The 22,893-nt window shown below is 68.9% G+C and carries 22 protein-coding genes; 11 read left to right on the top strand and 11 right to left on the bottom strand.

Annotated elements, in window-relative coordinates:
• Positions 1-75 precede the first annotated feature (75 nt).
• A complete protein-coding gene (gene metG, locus QWY84_RS16520; protein ID WP_290204061.1) occupies positions 76-2,157 on the top strand; it encodes a methionine--tRNA ligase in 2,082 nt (693 codons plus the stop codon).
• Here metG and rfaH read toward each other — a convergent pair.
• The 4 genes from rfaH to rraA all read right to left on the bottom strand — a co-directional run bounded on the left by rfaH (position 2,150) and on the right by rraA (position 3,784).
• Positions 2,150-2,659 (bottom strand): transcription/translation regulatory transformer protein RfaH, encoded by a 510-nt coding sequence (rfaH, locus tag QWY84_RS16515; RefSeq protein ID WP_290203999.1) that lies wholly within the window; start codon positions 2,657-2,659, stop codon positions 2,150-2,152. The two genes, metG and rfaH, sit on opposite strands and share 8 nt — an antisense overlap.
• 107 nt (positions 2,660-2,766) lie before the next feature.
• Entirely contained in the window at positions 2,767-3,153 is a 387-nt protein-coding gene (locus QWY84_RS16510; RefSeq protein ID WP_290203998.1) for an RNA-binding S4 domain-containing protein, read from the bottom strand.
• The gene (locus QWY84_RS16505; protein ID WP_290203997.1) at positions 3,150-3,284 is read right to left on the bottom strand and encodes a hypothetical protein; all 135 of its coding nucleotides are present in this window, start codon (positions 3,282-3,284) and stop codon (positions 3,150-3,152) included. Before QWY84_RS16505 ends, QWY84_RS16510 begins: the two co-directional genes overlap by 4 nt.
• A gap of 11 nt (positions 3,285-3,295) precedes the next feature.
• On the bottom strand, positions 3,296-3,784 hold the full coding sequence (gene rraA / locus QWY84_RS16500; RefSeq protein WP_290203996.1) for a ribonuclease E activity regulator RraA: 489 nt from the start codon (positions 3,782-3,784) through the stop codon (positions 3,296-3,298).
• Between the two features lie 107 nt (positions 3,785-3,891).
• Here rraA and QWY84_RS16495 point away from each other — a divergent pair, with 107 nt between their 5' ends.
• From QWY84_RS16495 to QWY84_RS16470, 6 genes are all read left to right on the top strand, one after another.
• Positions 3,892-4,923 carry a phosphoribulokinase gene (locus QWY84_RS16495; RefSeq protein ID WP_290203995.1) on the top strand — a complete coding sequence of 344 codons (1,032 nt, stop codon included), beginning with the start codon at positions 3,892-3,894 and terminating at the stop codon, positions 4,921-4,923.
• The gene (locus QWY84_RS16490; protein WP_290203994.1) at positions 4,923-5,165 is read left to right on the top strand and encodes a hypothetical protein; all 243 of its coding nucleotides are present in this window, start codon (positions 4,923-4,925) and stop codon (positions 5,163-5,165) included. Before QWY84_RS16495 ends, QWY84_RS16490 begins: the two co-directional genes overlap by 1 nt.
• Positions 5,162-6,226 (top strand): GGDEF domain-containing protein, encoded by a 1,065-nt coding sequence (locus QWY84_RS16485; protein WP_290203993.1) that lies wholly within the window; start codon positions 5,162-5,164, stop codon positions 6,224-6,226. Before QWY84_RS16490 ends, QWY84_RS16485 begins: the two co-directional genes overlap by 4 nt.
• A 52-nt stretch (positions 6,227-6,278) precedes the next feature.
• Positions 6,279-7,172 carry a DMT family transporter gene (locus QWY84_RS16480; protein ID WP_290203992.1) on the top strand — a complete coding sequence of 298 codons (894 nt, stop codon included), beginning with the start codon at positions 6,279-6,281 and terminating at the stop codon, positions 7,170-7,172.
• The gene (locus tag QWY84_RS16475) at positions 7,165-8,271 is read left to right on the top strand and encodes a RuBisCO large subunit C-terminal-like domain-containing protein (RefSeq protein ID WP_290203991.1); all 1,107 of its coding nucleotides are present in this window, start codon (positions 7,165-7,167) and stop codon (positions 8,269-8,271) included. Before QWY84_RS16480 ends, QWY84_RS16475 begins: the two co-directional genes overlap by 8 nt.
• Before the next feature lie 70 nt (positions 8,272-8,341).
• On the top strand, positions 8,342-8,788 hold the full coding sequence (locus tag QWY84_RS16470; protein ID WP_290203990.1) for a cupin domain-containing protein: 447 nt from the start codon (positions 8,342-8,344) through the stop codon (positions 8,786-8,788).
• A 378-nt stretch (positions 8,789-9,166) separates the two neighbouring features.
• Here QWY84_RS16470 and QWY84_RS16465 read toward each other — a convergent pair whose 3' ends face one another.
• Positions 9,167-9,736 (bottom strand): thioredoxin family protein, encoded by a 570-nt coding sequence (locus QWY84_RS16465; protein WP_290203989.1) that lies wholly within the window; start codon positions 9,734-9,736, stop codon positions 9,167-9,169.
• A gap of 189 nt (positions 9,737-9,925) precedes the next feature.
• The gene (locus tag QWY84_RS16460; RefSeq protein WP_290203988.1) at positions 9,926-10,951 is read right to left on the bottom strand and encodes a TRAP transporter substrate-binding protein; all 1,026 of its coding nucleotides are present in this window, start codon (positions 10,949-10,951) and stop codon (positions 9,926-9,928) included.
• Between the two features lie 266 nt (positions 10,952-11,217).
• Between QWY84_RS16460 and QWY84_RS16455 the strand changes: the two genes are divergently transcribed.
• Both QWY84_RS16455 and QWY84_RS16450 read left to right on the top strand, forming a co-directional pair.
• Positions 11,218-11,823, top strand: a complete 606-nt coding sequence (locus tag QWY84_RS16455; RefSeq protein ID WP_290203987.1) for a TRAP transporter small permease — start codon at positions 11,218-11,220, stop codon at positions 11,821-11,823.
• Positions 11,824-11,868: 45 nt separating this feature from the next.
• Positions 11,869-13,164: a TRAP transporter large permease gene (locus QWY84_RS16450; protein WP_290203986.1), complete on the top strand. Its 1,296-nt coding sequence runs from the start codon at positions 11,869-11,871 to the stop codon at positions 13,162-13,164.
• Between the two features lie 92 nt (positions 13,165-13,256).
• Here QWY84_RS16450 and QWY84_RS16445 read toward each other — a convergent pair whose 3' ends face one another.
• The 4 genes from QWY84_RS16445 to QWY84_RS16430 all read right to left on the bottom strand — a co-directional run bounded on the left by QWY84_RS16445 (position 13,257) and on the right by QWY84_RS16430 (position 16,823).
• Complete coding sequence (locus QWY84_RS16445) at positions 13,257-14,207, bottom strand: ketopantoate reductase family protein (protein WP_290203985.1); 951 nt, start codon at positions 14,205-14,207, stop codon at positions 13,257-13,259.
• A 67-nt stretch (positions 14,208-14,274) separates the two neighbouring features.
• The gene (locus QWY84_RS16440) at positions 14,275-14,742 is read right to left on the bottom strand and encodes a universal stress protein (protein WP_290203984.1); all 468 of its coding nucleotides are present in this window, start codon (positions 14,740-14,742) and stop codon (positions 14,275-14,277) included.
• Positions 14,739-16,286, bottom strand: a complete 1,548-nt coding sequence (locus tag QWY84_RS16435) for an MDR family MFS transporter (protein ID WP_290203983.1) — start codon at positions 16,284-16,286, stop codon at positions 14,739-14,741. The genes QWY84_RS16440 and QWY84_RS16435 overlap by 4 nt, the downstream gene beginning before the upstream one ends.
• A 72-nt stretch (positions 16,287-16,358) precedes the next feature.
• Complete coding sequence (locus QWY84_RS16430) at positions 16,359-16,823, bottom strand: MarR family transcriptional regulator (protein WP_290203982.1); 465 nt, start codon at positions 16,821-16,823, stop codon at positions 16,359-16,361.
• A gap of 128 nt (positions 16,824-16,951) precedes the next feature.
• Between QWY84_RS16430 and QWY84_RS16425 the strand changes: the two genes are divergently transcribed.
• Positions 16,952-18,106: an alpha-hydroxy-acid oxidizing protein gene (locus QWY84_RS16425; RefSeq protein WP_290203981.1), complete on the top strand. Its 1,155-nt coding sequence runs from the start codon at positions 16,952-16,954 to the stop codon at positions 18,104-18,106.
• A gap of 371 nt (positions 18,107-18,477) precedes the next feature.
• On the top strand, positions 18,478-20,451 hold the full coding sequence (locus tag QWY84_RS16420) for an acetoacetate--CoA ligase (protein WP_290203980.1): 1,974 nt from the start codon (positions 18,478-18,480) through the stop codon (positions 20,449-20,451).
• Positions 20,452-20,496: 45 nt separating this feature from the next.
• Here QWY84_RS16420 and QWY84_RS16415 read toward each other — a convergent pair whose 3' ends face one another.
• A complete protein-coding gene (locus QWY84_RS16415) occupies positions 20,497-22,719 on the bottom strand; it encodes a DUF1631 domain-containing protein (RefSeq protein WP_290203979.1) in 2,223 nt (740 codons plus the stop codon).
• Positions 22,720-22,893 lie beyond the last annotated feature (174 nt).

Genomic DNA, 22,893 nt, shown 5'->3' with positions numbered 1-22,893 from the left:
CTCCTCAACGTCCGGGGCCGCATTGTACGCCACACCCCGGACGGCAGGGGCACGCCACCCAACAACCGGGGCCGGATCTGGCATAATCCCGGTCAAGCACAACAGCAACGCGCCGCAACCGACCGAGGTTTCATGCAACGCAACATCCTGGTGACCAGTGCCCTGCCCTACGCCAACGGGCCGATCCACCTCGGCCATCTGGTCGAGTACATCCAGACCGACATCTGGGTGCGCTTCCAGAAGCTCCGCGGCAACCGCTGCATCTACGTCTGCGCCGACGACGCCCACGGCACGCCCATCATGCTCAAGGCGCGGGAGCTGGGCATCACGCCGGAGGAGCTGATCGAGCGCATCGGGCGGGAGCATCAGGACGATTTCGCCGCCTTCGGCATCGGCTTCGACAACTACTACACCACGCATTCGCAGGAGAACCGGGAGCTCTCGGAGCTCATCTACGAGCGCAACCGCGAAGCGGGACACATCGATAGCCGCACCATCAAGCAGGCCTATGACCCGGACGAGGGCATGTTCCTGCCGGATCGCTACATCAAGGGAGAGTGCCCCCGCTGCGGCGCCGCGGACCAGTACGGGGACTCCTGCGAGGCCTGCGGGGCGACGTACACGCCCACGGACCTGATCAACCCCGTGTCCGTGATCTCGGGCGCCACCCCGGAAGAGCGCGAGTCGCTGCACTACTTCTTCCGGCTCCAGGACTTCGAGACCATGCTCAAGGACTGGGCGCGCAGCGGCCACGTCCAGCCCGAGGTCGCCAACAAGCTCGAGGAGTGGTTCCAGGAAGGCCTGCGCGAGTGGGACATCTCCCGGGACGCTCCCTACTTCGGCTTCCGCATCCCGGGCACCGAGGACAAGTACTTCTACGTCTGGCTGGACGCCCCCATCGGCTACATGGCGAGCTTCCGCAACTGGTGCGAGCGCCACGGCGAGGACTTCGACGCCTGGTGGGACGCCGACTCCGACACCGAGCTGTACCATTTCATCGGCAAGGACATCGTCTACTTCCATGCCCTGTTCTGGCCGGCCATGCTCCACGGTGCCGGGTTCCGCAAGCCCACGCGCATCTGCGCCCACGGCTTCATGACCGTGGACGGGGCCAAGATGTCCAAGTCCCGGGGCACGTTCATCATGGCGCACACCTACCGGAATCACCTGAACCCGGAGTACCTGCGCTACTACATGGCGGCCAAGCTGGGCAGCAACGTCCACGACCTGGACCTGAACCTGGACGATTTCACCCAGCGCGTGAACTCGGACCTGGTGGGCAAGCTGGTGAACATCGCCAGCCGCAGCAGCGGCTTCATCACCAAGCGCTTCGACGGGCGCCTGGCCGGGGAGCTGCCCGCCCCGGAGATCTACCGGGAGTTCGTCGCCCGCGGCGAGCAGATCGCCGAGGCCTACGAGAACCGGGAATTCTCCCGGGCGGTGCGCGAGATCATGGCGCTGGCCGACCAGGCCAACCAGTACTTCGACGAGGAGCAGCCCTGGGTGCTGGCCAGGGACGAGTCCACCCTGCCGCAGGTCCAGGCCATCTGCACGCAGACGCTGAATCTCTTCCGCGTGCTCATGGTCTACCTCAAGCCGGTGGTGCCGGGCATCGCTGCCGGGGCGGAAGCCTTCCTGAACGTGGACGAGCAGAACTGGCAGTCGGTGCAGGCGCCGCTGCTGGACCATGCCATCAACCGCTTCCAGCCCCTGGCCACGCGGGTGGAACGCGCCCAGGTGGACGCCATGATCGAGGAATCGCGGGAGACCCTGGCACCGAAGACGGACGCACCCGACACGAGCGGCCCCCTGGCGGATGACCCCATCGGCGACACCGTCGACATCGACACCTTCGCCCGGGTGGACCTGCGCGTGGCCCGCATCCGGGAGGCCGCCCGGGTGGACGGCGCCGACAAGCTGCTTCGGCTCAGCCTGGACCTGGGCGGCGAGACGCGCACCGTGTTCGCGGGCCTGCGCTCCGCCTACGCACCCGAGGACCTGCAGGGACGGCTCACGGTCATGGTCGCCAACCTGGCGCCCCGGAAGATGCGTTTCGGCGTCTCCGAGGGCATGGTGCTCGCGGCCGGCCCGGGCGGTGACGAGATCTTCATCCTGGAGCCCGACTCCGGCGCCCGGCCGGGCATGCGCGTCAAGTAGATCCCTGCTCCACCGCCTCCTCGGGCAGGGAGATGCGCTGGGACTGATGCATGATCTCCAGCAGGACCACCACGCGCTCCTCGCCGGTGCGCCCCTGGAACAGTCCCTGGTGGCCGGCGAAGGGCCCCTCGGTGATGCGCACGGGCTGGTCGCGCCGGTAGTCGGTGCACGCCGTCAGATCGATGCAGCCGGTCTCAGCGCTCATGCGGGCACGGATGCCGTCGACCACCGCCGGCGGCACCGGCACCGGATACGTACCGAAGCGTACGAGCCCCAGCACCCCGCGGGTGGAACGGATGGGCGCCCAGTTCTCGGTGACGTCGTCCAGCTCCACGAACAGGTACCGCGGGAACAGCGACTCCGTGACCGTGGTCATGCGGCCCCTTCGGCGCCGGCGCTGGCGCAGCATGGGACGAAACACCGGATAGCCCTGGTTGCCGAGGTGCTCCTCGGCCCGCGCATCCTCCTGCGCCTTGCACTGAACGGCGTACCACTGGCGCATGGACTCCTCCCGGACCGGTTCTGGCTGGGGGTATTATGCCATCGTCACCATGCCGGGTGGGACACGGGACCTGTTCCCCGCCTTCCCCGCGGCGACCGCGGGGAAGGTCAGCCACCCCGCTTGAACCGCGCCAGGTGCTTGCGGTCGTGCTTGTCCGGGCGGTGTTTCGGCTGCGGGAAGGCGGCGTTCTGGGCGCGGATCTGCTCCCGGGTCTGCTCCCGGCGGGCGATGCTCTCCGGGGTCTCCTCGTAGAGGGTCTCGGCGACCTTCGCCGGGCCCCGCTTGTCCGAGACGGCGTGCACGATCACGTGGAACTCGTAGGCATCCTTGCGCACGCGCAGCTCGTCGCCCGGGCGGATGGTCCGGGCCGGCTTGGCCCGGGCGTCGTTGACTTCCACCTTGCCGCCCTGCACGGCCTCCGTGGCCAGCCGGCGCGTCTTGAAGAACCGCGCCGCCCAGAGCCACTTATCGACGCGAACGGCTTCGTCGCTCATGCATCCACTTGCGCCTGCGGCCCGTAGCCGCCGTAAATGTATTCCATCAGCTCGGCGACCGTTGCCGTGATGCCGACCGTGTGGACATCCCCCGGGCGCTGCTCCAGGAGCGTGCTGACGGGCTGGTCCATGCGTGCCTCCTTTATCGGTTCTCGTGGACGGGCCGCGCCGCAACGACAAGACCGTCTTCATCCGCGTACAGATAGTGCCCGGCGCGAATGGTGATCCCGGCCAGGGTGACGGATACGTCGCGCTCGCCCTCGCCCTTCTTGACACTCTTCAGCGGATGCGTGTTCAGGGCCTTGACGCCGATGTCCATGGTAGCGATATCGCCGGAATCACGGATACAGCCGTAGACGACGATGCCCGTCCAGCCGTTGCTCCGCCCCATCCCGGCGAGATTGTCGCCGAGCAGAGCGCAGCGCATGGAGCCGCCGCCGTCGACGACCAGCACCCGGCCTTCGCCCGGCTCTTCCAGGGCCTGGCGGACCAGCGAGTTGTCCTCGAATACCTTGACGGTGCTGACGGGGCCGTGGAAGGCACGTCGACCGCCGTAGTCGTGGAACAGCGGCGTGGCGATGCTCAGCTCCTCGGCGTGCTCGTCGCACAGGTCGGTCGTCTTCAGGCTCATGGATTCCCCCCGAGATACGGTATTCTTGCGAAGCTTTCCAACGGTAAGGAACCTGCGGTGAAATGTCACCCCGGCGCCCCCCGGACGACCCTGGAGACACGTTGCCCATGGCTCAGGACGCATTCGCACGCGCCGCCGAGACTTCCGATCTGCGTACCCTGCTCGGCTCGGCCCGCCGCCCGCTGCTCCTGGGGGTGGCCGGCGACAGCGGCAGCGGCAAGACGACGTATACCCACGGCATCCGCCGCCTGCTGGGCAACGATCTGGTCACCTCCATTCCGCTGGACGGCTATCACCGCGAGGATCGCGCACAACGCCGCCGCAGCGGCCGCCTGCCCCTGGACCCGGCCAACAATCACCTGGACCTCATCGAGGAGCACCTGCGCGCGCTGCGCGGCGGGCGCCCGGTGGAGGTGCCGGTATACAACCACCAGACCGGCTGCTTCGACGCGCCCCAGATCGTCCGCCCGACACCCGTGGTCATCATCGAGGGCCTGCACGCGCTCTACGAGCACCTGTGCCCGCTGCTGGACTTCGCCCTGTACGTGGACACCGACCGGGACGTGAAGTGGCGCTGGAAATTCGAGCGCGACGTCTCCTTCCGCGGCCACGATCCGGCGGAGCTGGAGGAGGAGATCCAGCGCCGGGAAGCCGCATACAAGCAATGGATCGATTTCCAGAAAACCAGCGCCGACGTGGTGGTCAAGATCCACGAGAGCCAGCTCGGCCGGCTCGCCCACCAGAAGTACGACGGCGCCGTGCCGGACAACTGCTACCATCTGGAGATCGTGCTCACCCCGGGCCACCTGCCGCTGCCGGCGCTGAACCTGCCGGTGAATCTCAATGCCGTGATGAATGCCGATTCGCAGCCGTTCATGCTTGCCGCCGTGCCCAGCAGCTACTGGGGCAAGCGCGTCAACGTCACCCACATCGACGGGGTCATTCCGCTGGAGGCCATGCAGCACCTGGAACAGGAGATCATGGCCGTCACCGGCATCGCCGAGGACCTGGAGACGTGCCTGGTGTCGGACGAGGCCCAGAATTCCACCATGCGTTTCGCGCAGTCCCTGGTGGCCTGGCCGTTCCTGGGCATGGTCGGCAGCCGGCTGCAGGAGTGGCGCGCGGAAGACCACCGATAATGTCCCGCCTGCTTGTCGCCATCGTCGGAGCCCTGGTCGTGGTCGCGTTCTACGTGGTGCTGCTGTACGGGTTCGCGACGTGGATCTGGCCGGTGCTGCCGGACTGGGCCATCCTGATCGCTTTCGTGCTCATCGCCGTCGCCCTGGTGGGTTCGCCCATCATGGCGCTGCGCTTCTACGGCCAGGTACGCTCGGCGACGCGAAAGGCTCGGGGACAACCAGAAGAGGACGACCCGTCATGAACGATGCCACCACGCCGCCGGATGTGCCGGCGCTGCTCGACGCCGCCCTGCAGGCCCAGCAGGAAGCCGCCCGCACCCTGGAAGCAGCGCGCCGTCAGGTGCACGCGCCGGGCACCGGTGAAGCAGCCTCCGGTGCCGCGCTCCCGGACGCGGTGGCGGCCGTCGCCGGGGCGACCAGCACCCGCACGGTGCTGGAGGAGCTCGCCCGGCACGGCGGCGCACTGGCCCCGGAGGCCGGGTGCGTCGTGCTGCTGCGCTCGGATGCGGGCGACGCCCCGGCGCTGGCCGCGTTCTGGCAGGGCGAGGCATGCTGGGTCGAGGGCAGCAAGCGCCCCCGGGACATGCCCGAGGCGCTGGAGCGGATCAGCCGCGGCGATGCGGCGCCGGCACTGCGGCTGCCGCTGGCCGGCGGCGGCCTGGATCTGGGGGAATGCCGCGTCTGGCTTGCGGAGCCGGAAAACGCCGACGACGCCGCTGCATCCCTGCTGCGCGTGCTGGTCACCACGGCCGGCCTGGCCCTGAGCACCATCCATCTGCGTGTGGTCTCGCGTCATCGCTCCGTGCGGGAGTCGCTCACGGGGCTGTTCAATCGCCGCTACCTGGAGGACACCCTGGAGCGGGAGCTTCACCGCTGCCGTCGCGGCAAGCAGCCGCTGGGAATCATCCAGATGGATCTCGACGGCCTCGCCGCGTTCAACCGGCGCCTCGGGCGGGGCGCCGGCGATCGCCTGCTCCAGGCGGTCGCCGGGTTGCTGCAGTCCACGTTCCGCGGCTCCGACGCGGCATGCCGGATCGATGACGACACGTTCGTGATCCTGCTGCCGGAGGCCGACCTCAACGACACGCGGCGGCGTGCCGAGGAACTCCGGGAGATGGTCGCCACCCTGAAGGTGCCGCTGCCGGAGAGTACCGTCGCCGGCATCCCGGCCTCCATCGGCGTGGCGGGCTACCCGGACCTGGCGGTATCGTCGGACGAGCTGCTCCTGGCCGCTGACAGCGCTGTGCAGCTCTCCCGGGAGAGCGGCGGCAACGCCGTCACGGTTGCCCAGCGGGCGGGCTGATGAGCCACTGGCGGCCGCGTCTGCGGTATACTGATCGGTTTTGGACCTGTGCATGCAACGGAATCTCCTGCTGGGGGCGCTTTTCATCGTCGCCTCCGAGTTCCTGCTGGCGAGCATGAGCGCCGCAATCAAGGTGCTCGCGGAGACCACGCCCGAGGCGATGCTGGTGTTCTTCCGCAATCTGTTCGGGCTCCTGGTGCTGCTGCCCCTGGTCCTGCGCAACGGGCTGGCCAGCGTCGCCACCCGGGTGCCCCACCTGCATTTCCTGCGCGCGGCGGTGGGCGTGTCCGCGATGTACTGCTTCTTCTATACCATCGCCCACATGGCGCTGGCGGAGGCGCTGCTGTTCAAGCTCACGGCGCCGTTCTTCATTCCGCTGATCGCCCTGGCCTGGCTCGGCGAGACCATCCCCGCAAGCGCGCGGCTGGCCATCGTCGTCGGCTTCGCCGGAGTGGCCTTCATCCTGCAGCCGGACGCCGGCGGCATTCCGCCGGTGGCCGTGATCGGGCTGGCGGGCGCATTCCTGGCGGGGCTGGCGAAGGTCACCATCCGGCGCATGAGCCGCACCGAGCCGGCGGTGCGCACGGTGTTCTGGTTCGGCACCTTCGCCACGCTGATCTCCGCCGTGCCGCTGCTGTGGAGCTGGCAGACACCGGCGCCGCGCACCTTCGCCTGGCTGCTCGCCATGGGCGGCTGCGCCACGGCAGCGCAGCTGCTGCTCACGCGGGCCTACGCCCTGGCGCCCGCCGGCCAGATCGGGCCGTTCACCTACGTGTCCGTGGTCTTCGGCGCCCTGCTGGGATGGCTGTTCTGGGACGAGTACCTGGACATGGCGACGTTTACCGGCATGCTGCTGGTCATCATCGCCGGCGTGCTGACCACCCGGGGCGGGCCGCGCAGGGCGGACCCGGCAACCCCGGGGCCGAAGGAGGCTCCCCATGGCTGAACGGCTGCAAGTCGACTACCTGCTGACCTGCGCCGCCGACGAAAGCGCCGAGGACAAGGCCCGCGGCATCGCGCTGGAGCAGACGGTGGAGCTGCCGGCCGCCTGCGTGCCCGCCCCCCTCGGCGACCGGGTGGTCGGACGCGTGGAGCGGCTGTCGGCGCTGCCCGAGCAGCGCTACGAGGCCACCATCAGCTTCGACGCCGACCTCGTCGGCAGCGAGCTGACCCAGCTGCTGAACACCCTGTTCGGCAATATCTCGCTGCAGGACGGCATCCGTCTCACGGACATCCGCTGGCCGGCCGGCCTGCTCGATGCACTGGGCGGGCCGGGCCACGGCATGGCGGGCATCCGCGAGGCCACGGGCGTGCCGGCCGGCGAGGCCCTGCTGTGCACCGCGCTGAAACCCGTGGGGCTGGGACCGGCCGCTCTGGCGGAGCGCGCCCACCGGTTCGCCCTGGGGGGCATGGATCTCATCAAGGACGACCACGGTATCGCCGATCAGCCTTCCGCGCCGTTCCGCGAGCGCCTGGCCGCCTGCCAGGAGGCCGTGGCCCGGGCCAACGCGGAGACCGGGGGCAACAGCCTGTACCTGCCCAATGTCACCGCGCCCTGGCCCGCCCTGGAAGCACGCCTTGCCGCTGCCCGGGATGCCGGCTGCCGGGGGGTGCTCATCAGCCCCTGGATTACCGGCCTGGACGCTATGCGCTGGGCGCGGGACCGTTTCGGCCTGGTGCTCATGGCGCACCCGGCGCTCACCGGCAGCTACTTCCGGCCGGAGCACGGGCTGTCGCCGGACCTGCTGCTGGGGGACCTGTTCCGCATCGCCGGCGCGGACGCCTCCATCTACCCCAACAGCGGCGGCCGCTTCGGATTCAGCCTCGCCACCTGCGAGGCCATCAATCATCGCCTGCGGTATCCGCTGGGGACGCTGCGCCCCGCGGCCCCGACTCCGGGCGGAGGCGTGGACGCCGCCCGGGCCGCCGACTGGATCACGCGCTACGGCACCGATACCATATTACTGATCGGCGGCAGCCTGTACGCGCAGGGCGATCTCACGCGTGCGACCGCGTCCCTGCGCGAAGCCATCGGCCGCGGCTGAGCGATACGGGCCGCGTCCACCAGGTCCGCCGGCGACGGCAACCGGCAGACCGCAACACCGCGGAGCATACATGGCCAGAATCGTGCGCGCCCGGGACTACCGCTGGGACGTCCCGATCCACGAGTACAAGACCGAAGGCACGGGCTTTCGCGCCATCCATCGGCAGACGCTGCTGGGGGACAACGAGGGCGAGGAACGGCTGAACTTCATTACCCGCTATTTCGAGATCCAGCCCGGCGGCTACTCGTCCCTGGAGCATCACGAGCACCCGCACTCGGTGGTGGTCATCCGGGGCTGCGGGGAGGTGGTGCTGCACGACCGCGTCGAGGCCATCGGCCTGCACGACTGCGTCTACATCGCCCCCCACCAGTGGCACCAGTTCCATGCCTCCCGGGGCGAGCCCCTGGGCTTCCTGTGCATTGTCGACCGCAACCGCGACCGGCCCCAGGTGCCGGACGACAGCGATCTCGAGGAGCTGCGCCGGAACCCGGCCCTCGCCAACAAGATCCGGGTGTAGGGACCTCCCTTGGTACATGGCGGGGAGCCCGCGACGATACCCGGTCACCACCACGCGCAGGCATCGAGCAGGACGCGGTCGCTCCGGGGCGGGGCATCGGGGTGCGGCGACTTGCGCAGCGCCGGAGCGCAGGCCGCCCGGCCCGAAGGGTGGCGGCAGGGATGCCGCCACCGGCTGTCAGCACAGGGATGTGCTGTCAGCCGGCCAGGCCGGAGCGGAGGGTAGGCCCTGCTTCAGCGAAAGCAGGGCCGTAAGCGGAGCTCGGAGCCGCACCCCGATGCCCCGCCCCGGAGCGACCGCGTCCTGCCCTTTACGCGCCGGGCACGCCTGGGACAACGGAAACGGTTGTAGCCGGGACAATCGCCCGGGGAAGGCGGGTCAATCCGGCTCGTTGCCGGGTTTCCACTTGATATTGCAGCCCATGCTGGGCTTCTGCTCCACGGGGACCTCGCGGCCCGTGAGCACTGCCGTCGCCGCCTCGCGCAGGTCGTCGCCGGTGACGGCGACGTCATTGCCCGGCCGGCTGCCGTCGTACTGCCCGCGATAGGCGAGCAGGCCGTCGCCGTCGAACAGGAAGAAATCCGGCGTGCAGGCGGCACCGAAGGCGTGGGCCACGGTCTGCTCGGCATCGAACACGTAGGGGAAGGGATAGCCGACTCGTGCCTTCTCCCGCCGCATCCCCTCGAGGTCGTCGTCCGGGTACTGCTCGGCATCGTTGGCGTTCACCCCCACGACCGCCAGCCCGCGCGGCATGAACTCCCGGGCGAAACTGGCCAGGTGCGACGCCAGGTGACGCACGAACGGGCAGTGATTGCACATGAAGACCACCAGCACCGCGTCGGCGTCGGCGAAATCGTCACTGGCGACAATGTTGCCCTCGGTATCCTGCAGGCGGAACCGGGGCATCGGTGTCCCCAGGGCCATCATCCGGGACGCAGTCGCAGTCATACCTTCCTCCGGTGCATCGTCTTGAACGCTCCTTCCGTCCGCTCGGACCACCGTACCCGAGCGGTTCTAGCACAATCATGGCACGAGCCGCGGGCTTTTGCCGCGGGTCCTGCCAACGAAAAACGGCCCGACCACACAGGGCCGGGCCGTCGTGTCCATCGGGGCCGGTGGAGCCGGCCCCGTCCGGTGTCACTCGTTGCGTGCCTGTTCCACCTGCTCGAGCAGGATGTTCAACAGCTCCTCGCCGCGGTCACCGGTCATGTCGACAAAGACATCCCGGACCGGCCGCGCCAGCTCGGCGAAGGCCTGCCGCTGCTCCTGGTCGAGCCGGATGATCTCGATGTCGCTGTTTTCCTTGATGGTCTCCAGCCGCTCGGTATTGAGCTCCTGCTGCCTGTCGTGGATGTACTTCACCAGCTCCTGCCGGGCCTCGTGGATGACGCCCTTCATCTCGTCGGACAGGCCGTCCCACCATTCCTTGTTGCCCATGAACGTGGCGATGAACTGGGCGTGGTTGGCGAAGATCATGTAGTCCTGAACTTCGTAGAAGTTCATCTCCTCGTGGGCGAACACCGGCTGGATGTTGCCCTCGGCCTGGCCGAGCTGCAGCGCCGAGTACAGCTCACCGTACTCGACCGTGAGCGGGTCCGCGCCGTAGGCCTGGTACGTCTCGCGCAGCAGGCGGTTGTCCATGGTGCGGATCGCCAGGCCGTCCATGTCCTCCGGGCTGCGGATGGGCTGGTTGGCCGTCCACACCTGCCAGCCTTCCGGAACCACGGCGATGGGGTGCAGATTCCGCTCGCGGAACGACTCCTGGAAGGCGTCGCTCATGAGGAACTCCTCGGAGTTCAGGATCTGCGTGTTGGTCCACTCGTCGTCGGTGAGCACGAAGTTGAGGCTGAAGATCTGACTCTCGGGCACGGTCCCGCCGAGGAAGCCGGAACCGAAGGCCAGCTGGATGGAGCCGCTCTGGGCCGCGTCGTAGATGTCGGTCAGGCCGCCGAGCTGGCCGTAGGGGTACAGCTCCACGGTCACCGCGCCGTCGGTCTTCTCGTCCATGAGCTCGGCGAACTGCGCCGCGTACTCGTACTGCACGCTGCCCTCGATCTCCTCGAGACCGAAGCGCCATGTCTGCTCCTCGAAGGCCGCGGCCTGGGAACCCGCGGTAGCCAGACCAAGGGCAACTGCTACACACAAGCTGTTTCGCCAGAGCATGATTTACCTCCCGTTTCTGCGTTCGTGTTGGTTGTGCTCAGGGGTGCTGAACGGTCAGCCTCCTGTAACACTAACACAGGGGTCCGGGCTGTCTATGTTTTGTGAACGGGGTCACGGACACCGGCGCGATGCTGCACTGCGGATGTGCACAAATGCACCACCGGGGCGCATTTGTGCAGGAGGTGCCATAAAGTGTGCAAAGTGGGCCAAGTGCGTTATTGTCGACTCAGACCGAGATAACCGTTGCACGCGTGGGGGCGCATTCCATGACCACAGGCTCGACGCAGAAGAGGCCGGCATCGGCTGCGACGACTGTCATCCGCACCATCGACCGTATCCTGGAAACCATCGAGGCCACCATCGTCGGCGGGGCCGTCATCGTCATGGCCGTGCTCATGGTGACGCACGTCCTCGGGCGCATGACGATCCAGCTGGGCATACCGGGGCGTACGGAGGTCACCGAGATCCTGCTGGTGCTCATCACCTTCGTCGGCGTGAGCTACGCCGTGCGGCGGGCGCGGCACATCAGCATGTCGGCACTCTACGACCAGCTCCAGGGCATGGCACGCAAGGTGCTCATCATCGTCATCTGCGTGGGCACCGGCGCGTTGATGCTCTACATGGCCTGGGAGGCGGCCGGGTACGTACAGACGACCTTCGAGCGTGAGCGCAGCACCTCGGCGCTGCGCATTCCCTTGTGGCTCGTCTACCTTTCCATGCCCATCGGCTTCGCCCTCGCCGGCATCCAGTACTGGCTCACGGCTTTCCGGAACCTGACCACCCGCGAGGTCTACCGGTCATTCACGGAGCTGGAAGGCTACGACGAGGTGCCCGACGAAATCCCCGACGAAGAAGGGCAGGAGCAGCGGTAACGGCGCACCGCCGCCCCACCCGGCACAAGAAAGAGGACACGCGGAATGCTGACCTGGATGGTAATCCTCATGGTGGTCCTGCTCCTGCTGGGCTTCCCCATGATGGTCCCGCTGCTGGCGGCGACGATGTTCATGATGTTCACCGGCATGACCTTCTTCGGCATGGACCAGGGAGTCAGCTGGATGTTCTCCGGGGTGGAGCAGTGGGTGCTGGCCGCCGTGCCCATGTTCATCTTCGCCGCCGACATCATGACCAAGGGCCACACGGCCAACCGGCTGCTGGACCTGGTCAGCGCCTTCGCCGGGCATCTCCGGGGCGGCCTGCCGATCACCACGGCCATCAGCTGCACCCTGTTCGGGGCCGTGTCCGGCTCGACCCAGGCGACCGTGGTCGCCATGGGCGGGCCCATGCGCCCGCGCCTGCTGCAGAAGGGCTACACCGACAACTTCACCCTGGCGTTGATCATCAACGCCAGCGACATCGCGCTGCTGATCCCGCCGAGCATCGGCATGATCGTCTACGGCGTCATCGCCCGCGGCGCCTCCATCGGCGACCTGTTCATCGCCGGCATCCTGCCGGGCATCCTGGTGCTTCTGCTGATCTCGGTGTACTGCTACATCGCCTCGCGGATTCTGGGCATCGAGGTGGAGGAGCGCACCCCCTGGCGCGAGCGCCTGACCGCGCTGCGCCAGGCGTTGCTGCCGCTGGGCTTCCCGGTGATCGTGGTCGGCGGCATCTACACCGGCACGTTCAGCCCGGTGGACGCGTCCGCCATGGCCGTGCTGTACGCCTTCATCCTGGAAGTCATCATCTACCGCAAGATCGGCCTGCGGGACCTCGGCTCCATTGCCCTGTCCACCGGCATGATTACCGCGGTGGTGTTCATCCTGGTGGCCGTGGGCTACGCCTTCTCCCAGGCGCTGTCCACGGCCGGGGTGCCGCAGCAGATCCTGCAGCCCATCATCCAGTCGTTCGGCGGCAGCCCGACCCTGGCGCTGTTGCTCATCGCCGTGGCGTTCTTCATCGGCTGCATGTTCGTCGACCCCATCGTGGTCATCCTGATCCTGACGCCGCTGTTCCAGCCCCTGGTGGACGCCACGGGGCTGGACCCGGTGCACGTGGGCGTCATCGTGACCCTGCAGGCGGCCATCGGCTCGGCCACGCCGCCGTTCGGCTGCGACATCTTCACGGCCATGGCCGTGTTCCGGCGCCCGTACTTCGACGTCATCCGCGGGACGCCGCCGTTCATCGCCATCATGATCTTCGCGACCATCATCCTGATCCTGGTCCCGGAGATCTCCCTGTGGCTGCCGTCCCTCGGGCATCAGTCGGGTCCGTGATGCGAGGGCGGGAACGGCACCGGATGCGGGGGTGGGTGCGCGCGTAGGGTGGACCTCGAGGTCCACCCTAGAGCCGCTTCGTCCGGGGCGCGCTATGCGGCCGGTCCCTCCACGGCGATGCGCTGCTGCGCCATCTTGGTGGCCGCGTACACGCTGTCGAGGTGGGGCACGGCCACGCCGTTCTCCCGGGCCGCGCGGACGACGTTGCCCAGGATGGCCTCCACCTCCATGGGCCGGCCGTTGAGAAAGTCCAGCGCCATGCTGTTGTGATAGGGCGGCATCTTGCGGGTACCGGGGATGGCCTTGCGCGGCAGCTCCGGGTCCAGCGGGTGCCCGGCGGCCGCGGCCACGGCGCAGACCTCGTCCATGAGCGTGACCATGAACGCCTCACCGCCGGGGGCATCCAGCATGGTGGTCGTGGTGGCGCCGCCGGCGAGCACGGACACCGGATTGAAGGCGGCATTCCACACCGCCTTGCGCCAGCGCTCGGTCACCAGGTCGTCGGAGACCGGGCAGCTCACCCCGCCCGCTTCCAGCAGGCCGGCGAACCGCTCGCAGGCGGCCCCCGTGCCGGCGGGATACTCGCCGATGACCAGGCGCCCGTAAGCCTTGTGCTCGGCCTGGGCCCGGCCGGTGCGGCTCACCGCCACGAACGCCAGCCCGCTCACCAGCGGGTTGCCGGGAAAGGCCTCCTTGATGGGGCGCTCGATGTCGACGCCGTTCTCCACCAGCACGATGGCGGTCTCCGGCCCCACGGCCGGGCGGATCAGCGCGGCCCGGTCCAGGTCGTCCAGCACTTTCACGCTCAGCAGCACGAAGTCCGGCGGCTGGGTGATGTCCTCGACACGGGAATACACCACGGCCGGCTGGAACGACAGATCGCCCAGATCCTGACTGTGGATGCGGAAGCCGCGCTCGTTGATCTCCTCGGCCTCGGAGCGGCTGACCACCTCGACCTGCGCACCACCGCGGTGCAGGATGGCGCCGTAGAAGGCGCCGATGGCCCCGGCCCCGACAACGAGAACCCGTGGGTTTGCACTCATGGAGTCCCTCCGTCATTGAAACCCGTGCACCGGCCGCACCGAGCGGCCGGCGCCTGTCGACTCGCCGCTACGCGTCCCGGGACGCGCCGGGCTCGCCCTCCCGCGGCATCACCACGAGAATGCTGCAGCGCAGCTCGTCCAGCAGCGTGGTGCCCACCGAGCCGTGCCACCAGCGGGCCAGGCGGCCGCGGGGAGTGTGCCCCACCACCACCAGGTCCACGTCCAGCTCCCGCGCGAGGTGGCTGATCTCGATCACGGGCTCGCCCTCGCGCTGGTAGCCGGTCACTTCCAGGCCCGCATCGCGCAGGCGGCTCACCCCTTCGTCCAGGGTCTTGCGCACCGCCTCCATCTGCTCGTCGATCCACTGCTGCGGGTAGCCTTCCTGCATGAACCCCAGGGACGCCGGCAGGCGCAGAACCGCCAGCAGGTGCACCTCGGCGTCGTTCGTGCGCGCCACCTCCGCGCCCTGCTCCAGTGCCAGACGCCCGTGCTCGGTACCGTCGTAGGCCATCAGAATCCGCCGATAGAGTGTCATTGTCTTGCGAACCTCCCCATAAGCCAGGCCGGGAACAGCGCCAGCAGGAACACCACGCCGAGTGCCAGGAAGCTGTCCTGGAACCCGAGGGTGTACGCCTGGCGGTACACCACGTCACCGAGAAAGCGTAGCGCGTCCGGCTCCAGGCGCCCGGGCTCGACCCCGAGCCGCCCGGCCAGCTCCCGGAACTGCCGCAACAGCTCCCGGTGAGCCGGATGATCCGCCGTGCGCATCTGCGCCATCACCTCCGTATGGAACCACGTTCGGCGGTCCAGAAGCACGGACAATGCGTTCACCCCCAGGGCGCCCCCGAGCTGGCGGGAGAAATTCACGGCCCCGGCGCCCTGGGAAACTAGCCGGAAGTCCAGGGTCCGCAGGGAACCCGTGTTGATGGACGGCAGGCCCAGCCCCATGCCGACCCGCCCCACGATGACCCAGAACGCCATCACCCAGAAGCCCGTGGTGGCGTCGGCGTAGCCCAGCACGAAGCACGACAGCGCGATCAGGACCAGGCCGGCGCCAATGGGGACGTCCGGGGGCACACGGTCGCTGAGGTAGCCGGCCACCGGGAAGCTCAGCGCCATCACCAGCCCGGCGGGCATGAGCAGCAGGCCCGCCTCGGTGGCGGTAAACCCCTGGATATCCTGGACGAACAGCGGAATGAGGTAGGTGGTGCCGAACAGCGCCGCCCCGAAACAGAAGCCCACGGCCGAGCCCGCGGCGAACCCGGGCACGGCGAAAATGCGCACGTTGAGCAGCGGCTCGCGGCAGCGCAGCTGCCACAGGACAAAGGCGACCGCCGCGACCAGGGCAGCCGCCAGAAGACCCAGGATCAAGGGGCTGCTCCAGCCCAGTCGCTGGCCGTTGGACGTCGCCCAGAGCAGGCAGACCAGCGACGCGCACAGCAGGGCCACCCCCAGCCAGTCGAAGCCCGGGCGCGGCTCGTCACGGTCGCGGCCGGCGGTGAACAGCAGGGCGAAGACCATGCCCAGCACCGAGGTGGGCAGCGGCAGGAAGAACACCGCCCGCCAGGAGAACCAGTCCACCAGGACGCCGCCCAGCACCGGTCCCACGGCCGGGCCCAGGATCACCCCCAGGCCGTAGATGCCCATGCCCAGGCCGCGCTGACGCGGCGGGAACACCTGGAAGATCACGGTCATGGCCAGGGGCTGGATGATCCCGGCCATGGCCCCCTGCAGCACCCGGGAGACGATGACCATGTCGGCGCTGACACTCAGGCCGCCGGCCAACGCGGCGAGGATGAACACGACCATGGCGCCGATGTAGGCCGCCCGCATGCCCAAGGCGCTGAGCGCCCAGGCGGACAGCAGCATGCAGGCCGTCATCGCCGCCAGGAAGCCGGTGGACAGCCACTGCGCCCGGCTCTGGGCGATGCCGAAATCGGCCATGATGTCCGGGATGGCCACATTGACGATGGTCGTGGCCAGGGTCATGGACAGCGTGCCGAGCATGACCGTGGCGGTGGCGAGCCACTTGTAGGCCGCACCGTAGCGCTGGAACAACGCCTCCGTCCCGGCCGTCACTGCGCACCCCGACCGGTCATGCCCGGGCGCGTGCGGGGGCGCGGCGCACGGGCAGCCATGCGCGATCCCGGCTCATTCCAGTGTTTCCGCCTTGTCGCGGATGCGGCGCAGCACATCCTGGCAGCGGCGCAGCTCCTCCTCGGGGATGTCGCCGAAGAGCTCGCGGCGCAGCTGCGTCGCCACGGCCTCGATCTCCTCCAGCGTGGAGCGGGCCTTCGCGGTGAGATAGATCCGGCGCACGCGGCGATCCCGCGGGCACACCAGGCGCTCGATCCAGCCGTCGGCCGCCAGGCGATCCAGCAGGCCCACCAGCGACGGCCCCTCGATACCCAGCCGCTCCGCCAGCGCCTTCTGGGTCATGCCCTCGCCGTCCCGGGCGAGGTTCAGCAGCGCCCGCCACTTGGCCTGGCTCAGCCCCAGCGGCCGCAGCCGCTGATCCAGCCGCATGCGCCACACCCGGGCCGTCTCCGCCAGGGCGGCGCCGAAACGGCTCGGATCACTGAAGTTGTCCACGGCGTTGCTGGCTCGGGATGACATGGTTCGTATCTTAATAGATAGCCTACGAATAAAACACCGTTCCATTTTCGCGGCAGGACCGGTGCGGTAGGCTTGGTGTACTTTTGCATCGGGACAACGACAAATCATCCTCGGGAGGAGCCACCGCCATGCCCCACTACGGCGACCATCAGCTGCAGATCTATCAGGCCGGCCTCAAGGGGCTGCGGCCACGGATGCCCCTGCGCACGGAGGATCTCGAGCAGGCCGCCCGCGAGGTGCTGTCGAAGGAGTCCTACTGGTACGTGGCGGGCGGCGCCGGCGAGGTCACCATGGACGCGAACCGGGCGGCGTTCGATCGGTTCCGCATCCACCCGCGGATGCTCACGGACGTCTCCGAGCGGGACCTGTCCGTGACCCTGTTCGAGCGCACCCTGCCCTCCCCCCTGCTGCTCGCGCCCATCGGCGTGCAGAGCATCATCCGCCCCGAGGCGGAGCTCGCCGCGGCGCGCGCCGCGGCTTCCCTGGGCGTGCCCGCCATCCTGTCCACGGTCTCGTCCCACAGCCTGGAGGACGTCGCCCAGGCCATGGGCAACGGCCCGCGCTGGTTCCAGCTGTATTGGCCCCGCAGCCCGGAGCTGGCGGAGAGCCTGGTTCAGCGGGCCGAGAAGGCCGGCTACGAGGCCATCGTGGTCACCCTGGATACCAAGATGATGGCCTGGCGCGCACGCGACCTGCAGAACGCGTTCCTGCCGTTTCTCAACGGCCAGGGCCTGGCCAACTACACGTCCGACCCGTGGTTCCGCGACGGCCTGGCGCGCCCGCCCGAGGAGGACATGTGGCCGGCCATCCGCCGCTGGGCCGAGGAGTTCGCGGACCCGTCCAAGACCTGGAAGGATCTCGCCGCGCTGCGCGCGGCCACCAATCTGCCCATCCTGGTCAAGGGCATCCTGCATCCGGACGACGCCCGGCTGGCGCTGGAGCACGGCGTCGACGGCATCATCGTCTCCAACCACGGCGGCCGCCAGGTGGACGGCAGCATCGCCGCCCTGGATGCCCTGCCGGACGTGGCCACCATGGTCGACGGCCGCGTCCCGGTGCTGTTCGACAGCGGCATCCGCAACGGCGCCGACGTGCTCAAGGCGAGGGCCCTGGGCGCGGATGCCGTGCTCCTGGGCCGGCCCTACATCTGGGGCCTGGCCCTGGATGGCGAGGAAGGCGTCCGCGAGGTCATTCGCCGGCTCCTGGCCGACACGGACCTGACCATGGCCCTTTCCGGCAAGGCCCGGTTCGCCGACGTGGACCGGAATCTGCTGGTGGAATAGATGGTCGCTACAGCGGCAAGGCAAACCCGAAACGAGGGGTCGTTGTATATCCGGAACGCTGCCCGTCGCCGTGGGAAGGGGGCGCTCCGGGTTGGGCGACTTTGCGCAGCGCCGGAGCGCAGGCCATCCGGCCCGAAGGGTGGCGGCAGGGATGCCGCCACCGGCTGTCAGCACAGGGATGTGCTGTCAGCCGGCCAGGCCGGAGCGGAGGGTAGGTCCCTGCTTCAATCGAAGCAGGGGCCGTAAGCGGAGCTCCGGAGCCCAACCCGGAGCGCCCCCTTCCCACGGCGACCCCGAGCTGAAACCGACAATCGACCCGTATGCCCGTGCTTCACGGTGGGGCATACGCCGAACATAAGCGAGGCGAGATCATGATCGAAGAAGGCACCCTGCTCTGGGAGCCGTCAGCCGAGCGCGTCGACGAGGCGAACATCACCCGCTTCATGCGCTGGCTGCAGGAAACCCGCGGCCTGACGTTCACGGATTACCACGACCTCTGGCGGTGGTCCACCGAGCACCTGGAGGACTTCTGGGCGGCGTGCTGGGAGTATTTCGACTTCCGCGCCACGCCCTACCAGCAGGTGCTCACCAGCCGGGCGATGCCGGCGGCGCAGTGGTTCACCGGCAGCCGGCTCAACTGGGCCGAGCATGCCCTGCGCCACGCCGACGGCGACAAGCCGGCACTGCTGCATTGCTCCGAGGTCCGCGAGGAGCTGGGCACCGTCACTTGGGCCGAGCTGCAGGACCAGGTGGCCGCCGCCGCGGAAGGCCTGCGGCAGCTCGGCGTCGGGCCGGGCGACCGGGTGGTCGCCTACATGCCCAACATCCCGGAGACCATCATCGCCGTGCTGGCCACCGCCAGCCTGGGTGCCATCTGGTCGTCGTGCTCGCCGGATTTCGGCACGCCCAGCGTGGTGGACCGCTTCTCGCAGATCGAGCCGAAGGTACTGCTGGCCGTGGACGGCTACCGCTACAACGGCAAGGCCTTCGACCGCATGGAGGTCGTCCGGCACCTGCAGGAGAGGCTACCCAGCGTGGAGCACACGGTGCTGCTGCCCTACCTGGACGCCGCGGCGGACCCGGAGCGGCTGCAGCGGGCCGAGACCTGGGAGGCCTTCCTTGAACGCGGACGCGGCGCGGAGCTGCACTTCGAGCAGGTGGCGTTCGACCACCCGCTGTGGGTGCTCTACTCCTCCGGCACCACCGGCATGCCCAAGGCCATCGTTCACGGCCACGGCGGCATCACCGTGCAGCACACGGTGACCGGCCACCTGCACAGCGACGTCTCGCCGGGGGATCGCTGCTTCTGGTTCACCACCACCGGCTGGATGATGTGGAATGCGCTCACCGGCATGCTGTTGAACGGCGCCACCCTGGTGCTCTACGACGGCAATCCCGGCTACCCGGACATGGACCGGCTGTGGCGGCTGTGCGAGGAGGCGCGCATCAACCAGATGGGCATCAGCGCCGCATTCCTCACCAGCTGCATGAAGGCGGGCCGGCGCCCCGGGGCGCATTATGAGCTGGGCCACATCCGCGGCATCGGCGCCACCGGCTCGCCGCTGCCGCCGGAGGGGTTCCAGTGGGTCTACGAGCACGTGCACCCGGACGTGCACCTGGCCTCCAGCAGCGGCGGCACGGACATTTGCGCCGGGTTCGTGGGCGGGGTCCCGACCCTGCCGGTACGCGCCGGGGAGCTCCAGGCCCGGCTGCTGGGCGCCAGCGTGGAAAGCTGGGACGACCAGGGCAACCCGCTCATCGACGAAGTCGGCGAGATGGTCATCACCCGGCCCATGCCGTCCATGCCGCTGTACTTCTGGGGCGATACCGACGGCCGCCGCTACCGCGAGAGCTACTTCGACATGTTCCCGGGCGTGTGGCGCCACGGCGACTTCATCAAGATCACCTCCCGGGGCAGCTGCATCATCTACGGCCGCTCCGACTCCACCCTGAACCGCTACGGCGTGCGCATGGGCACCGCCGAGATCTACCGGGTGGTGGAGGACCTCGACGCCGTCGAGGACAGCCTGGTGGTGAACATCGAGCGCGGCGGCGGGCAGCTCTACATGCCGCTGTTCGTCGTCCTGGCCGAGGGAGTGGAGCTGGACGAGGTCCTGGACCGGCAGATCCGGGACAAGGTGCGCAGGGACCTGTCGCCGCGCCATGTGCCGGACGCCATCATCGCCGTGGACGGCATCCCGCGTACGCTCAGCGGCAAGAAGATGGAAGTGCCCGTGAAGAAGCTGCTGCTGGGCGAGCCCGAGGAGAAGGCGGTCAGCCGGGACGCCTGCGCCAACCCGTATACCCTGGACGACTACATCCGGTTCGGGCGGGAGCTGCAGTAACCCGCGGTGCCGTTGCCGCGGTGACCGCGGCAACGGCATCCGGTGCTACCGGGCGTCGCGCATGGAGCGCAGGTTGGCCACCACGCTCTCCAGGGCCTTGTCGAACAGCATGGTGTCGTCGAGCATCAGCACCGTCTCGCGGCGCAGGGCGTCGGCGAGCTCGTCCCGGCGCCGATCGGCGAGCTTGAAGCCCGCGCGGTTGACGAAGATCAGCCGGTCGCCGCCGTTCAGCCGGGCCGACAGCCGGGCGCGCAGGTGCTTGCCGCTGTCCTGGCGGAACTCGAACCAGGTGCCGATCTCCGCCTGGTCCAGGCGATCGCGGTAGGCCTGGAGCTCGTCCTCGCCGCCCGCCACCGGCAGTTCCGGGGCATCCGCGTCCGGGTCCGGCGCCGGCTCGCCGGCTTCCGGCTGGACGGAGACCGGTTCCTCCGGGGCCGGCTCGTCCTGCTTGCGGGACAGCGCCCGGATGTGCTCCTGCTCCAGGGCCTTGAACAGCTTGGTCATCTCCACCGGGTTGAACATGACCGCGTTCAGGTCCGCCCGCAGGTCGTGCAGCAGCGGCGGGATCTCGCTGACCAGCTGCTTGCGGGCGGCGTGATCCGGCTTCGGGTCGAGACTCCACACCAGCCGGTCCACCACGTCCAGCTTCTTGCGCCAGGCCTCGCTGTCGTCGCCCTCACGCAGCAGGGTGATGAACAGCACCTGGGACCAGCCCTCGTGCAGCAGGCGATGAGCGCATTCCGGCAGCTGCCGGCCGCCGACGCGCTCGCGGATGACCGCGTCCACCTGCTCCCGGGCGGAATCCACGCGCGCCTTGCCCTCCGCAGCCTGGCGCGTGCGCTCCTCGATCTGCCGGGCGCGCGCACGGTCCTCTTCCAGGAACTGGCGGAACTCCTCCCGGGCGTTCTCGAATACGCTGACGTCGTCGCTGAACTCGTCGAGCACCCGCGTGACGATGCGCTCGATGGCCTCGTACAGCGGGTCCGTACCGGAGCGCCCGCTCTCCGTCCAGCCCACGCCCGCGCGCGCGATCTCATTGATGAGCCGCCGTGCCGGATGGTTTCTCTGGCTGAAGAAGGCGCGGTCGAGCAGCGCCACCTTGAGCACCGGGATCTGCAGGCGGGCCAGCAGCGCCTTGATGCTGTCCGGCAGGTTGGGGTCCTCCAGCACGGCATCGAACAGCATGCTGACGATATCGATGGTGTCGTCTTCCGCCTGGCCCAGATGCGCCGGCGAGCCACCGCCGCCGGAGAGCTGCTGGCGTACGCGTTGCTTCAGGGCGTCCGGCGACAGGTGGACCACGTTGTCGCCGGATTCCTCCGCTGCGGCGGGCGCCTCCGACTGCAGCCCCGACAGCGCCTGGAGCACGTCCTCCACCGGCGCCGGGCTCCAGCCACCGCCCTGGTAGCCGGTTCCGGACCACTCGCCGGGCTCACGTCGTGCCGCCAGCAGGTTCTGCAACAGCGCGAAGGCCTCCTCGGCATCCCGGCCCGAGATCTCGGCCCCGCCTTCCGACTCCTGTGAGCGCGGCGGCGCCTGGCCGGACTGCGGGGGCGTCGTCGGCGCCCTGCGGGACTGCTGCCCGGTCCGCGGCGAGCGCGGCCGGATCGTGGGCAGCACGCCGGCATCGATGAACAGCTGGTTGAGCTCCTGGTACAGCCCGCCGAGCTCGCTGATGACGTAGCGGTCGAACAGCTTGTAGAGGATGAGACGGGGCTGGATGGCCATGTCCAGGCCCGCCGCCGCCTCCTCCAGCGCACCGCAGATGCGCTGCGGGTCTGCCGGGTTGGTATCGGCATTGGCCCACTTGTGCCCGGCGTCCTCGTTGAGCCGCTGGCAGAGCTCGTCCAGCGCCCGGCTGTGGCGGGTCCGCGCCTTGGACGCCATGCCGTCGATGGCCAGCTCTTCTTCCAGGCGCTCGTCGTCCACCAGGCTCAGCCCGTCCGGGTCGTCGTTCTCCGGTGCCGGCTGGCGGCGCAGGGCCTCACCGCCATGGGCGGCCTCCAGCCTCTCCTGGAAGCGGTCCTCGAGCTCGCGCCGGCCGCGCCGGACCTCGCGCATGGCCTCGAAGTACACTTGCTGCTCCTGGTTGCTGCCGGCCTTCTCGGCGCGCTCGAACAGGGCGTCGTCGGCCTGGTCCAGCATGTGGCGGAGCATCGCCAGGAGGCGCTCGTTGGCGAGCTTGCGGAAACGCACCTGCAGTGCTGTCTCGCCGGTCCTCGCCGCAGCACCGTGGTTCAGGTGGACGACCTTGTGGTCGGAGGTCATGGTGATCACCGTCTGTTGCGAGCTGGCCTGCCGTCCTGCAGGGAGCGAACAATCGTATCCCTACTTATAGGGGATTGGCACGGCATCCACTGTGACTCACATCACAGCCACTGCATCCGGTTACGGCAGCCGGGCAAAATGCCTATAATCGTGGACCCGGAACAGGGGGTCGGT

The sequence above is a fragment of the Aquisalimonas lutea genome (assembly GCF_030409225.1).
Taxonomy (GTDB): domain Bacteria; phylum Pseudomonadota; class Gammaproteobacteria; order Nitrococcales; family Aquisalimonadaceae; genus Aquisalimonas; species Aquisalimonas lutea.
Note: the sequence above shows the minus strand (reverse complement) of the source record. Positions and strands in the feature narration are given on the sequence as shown.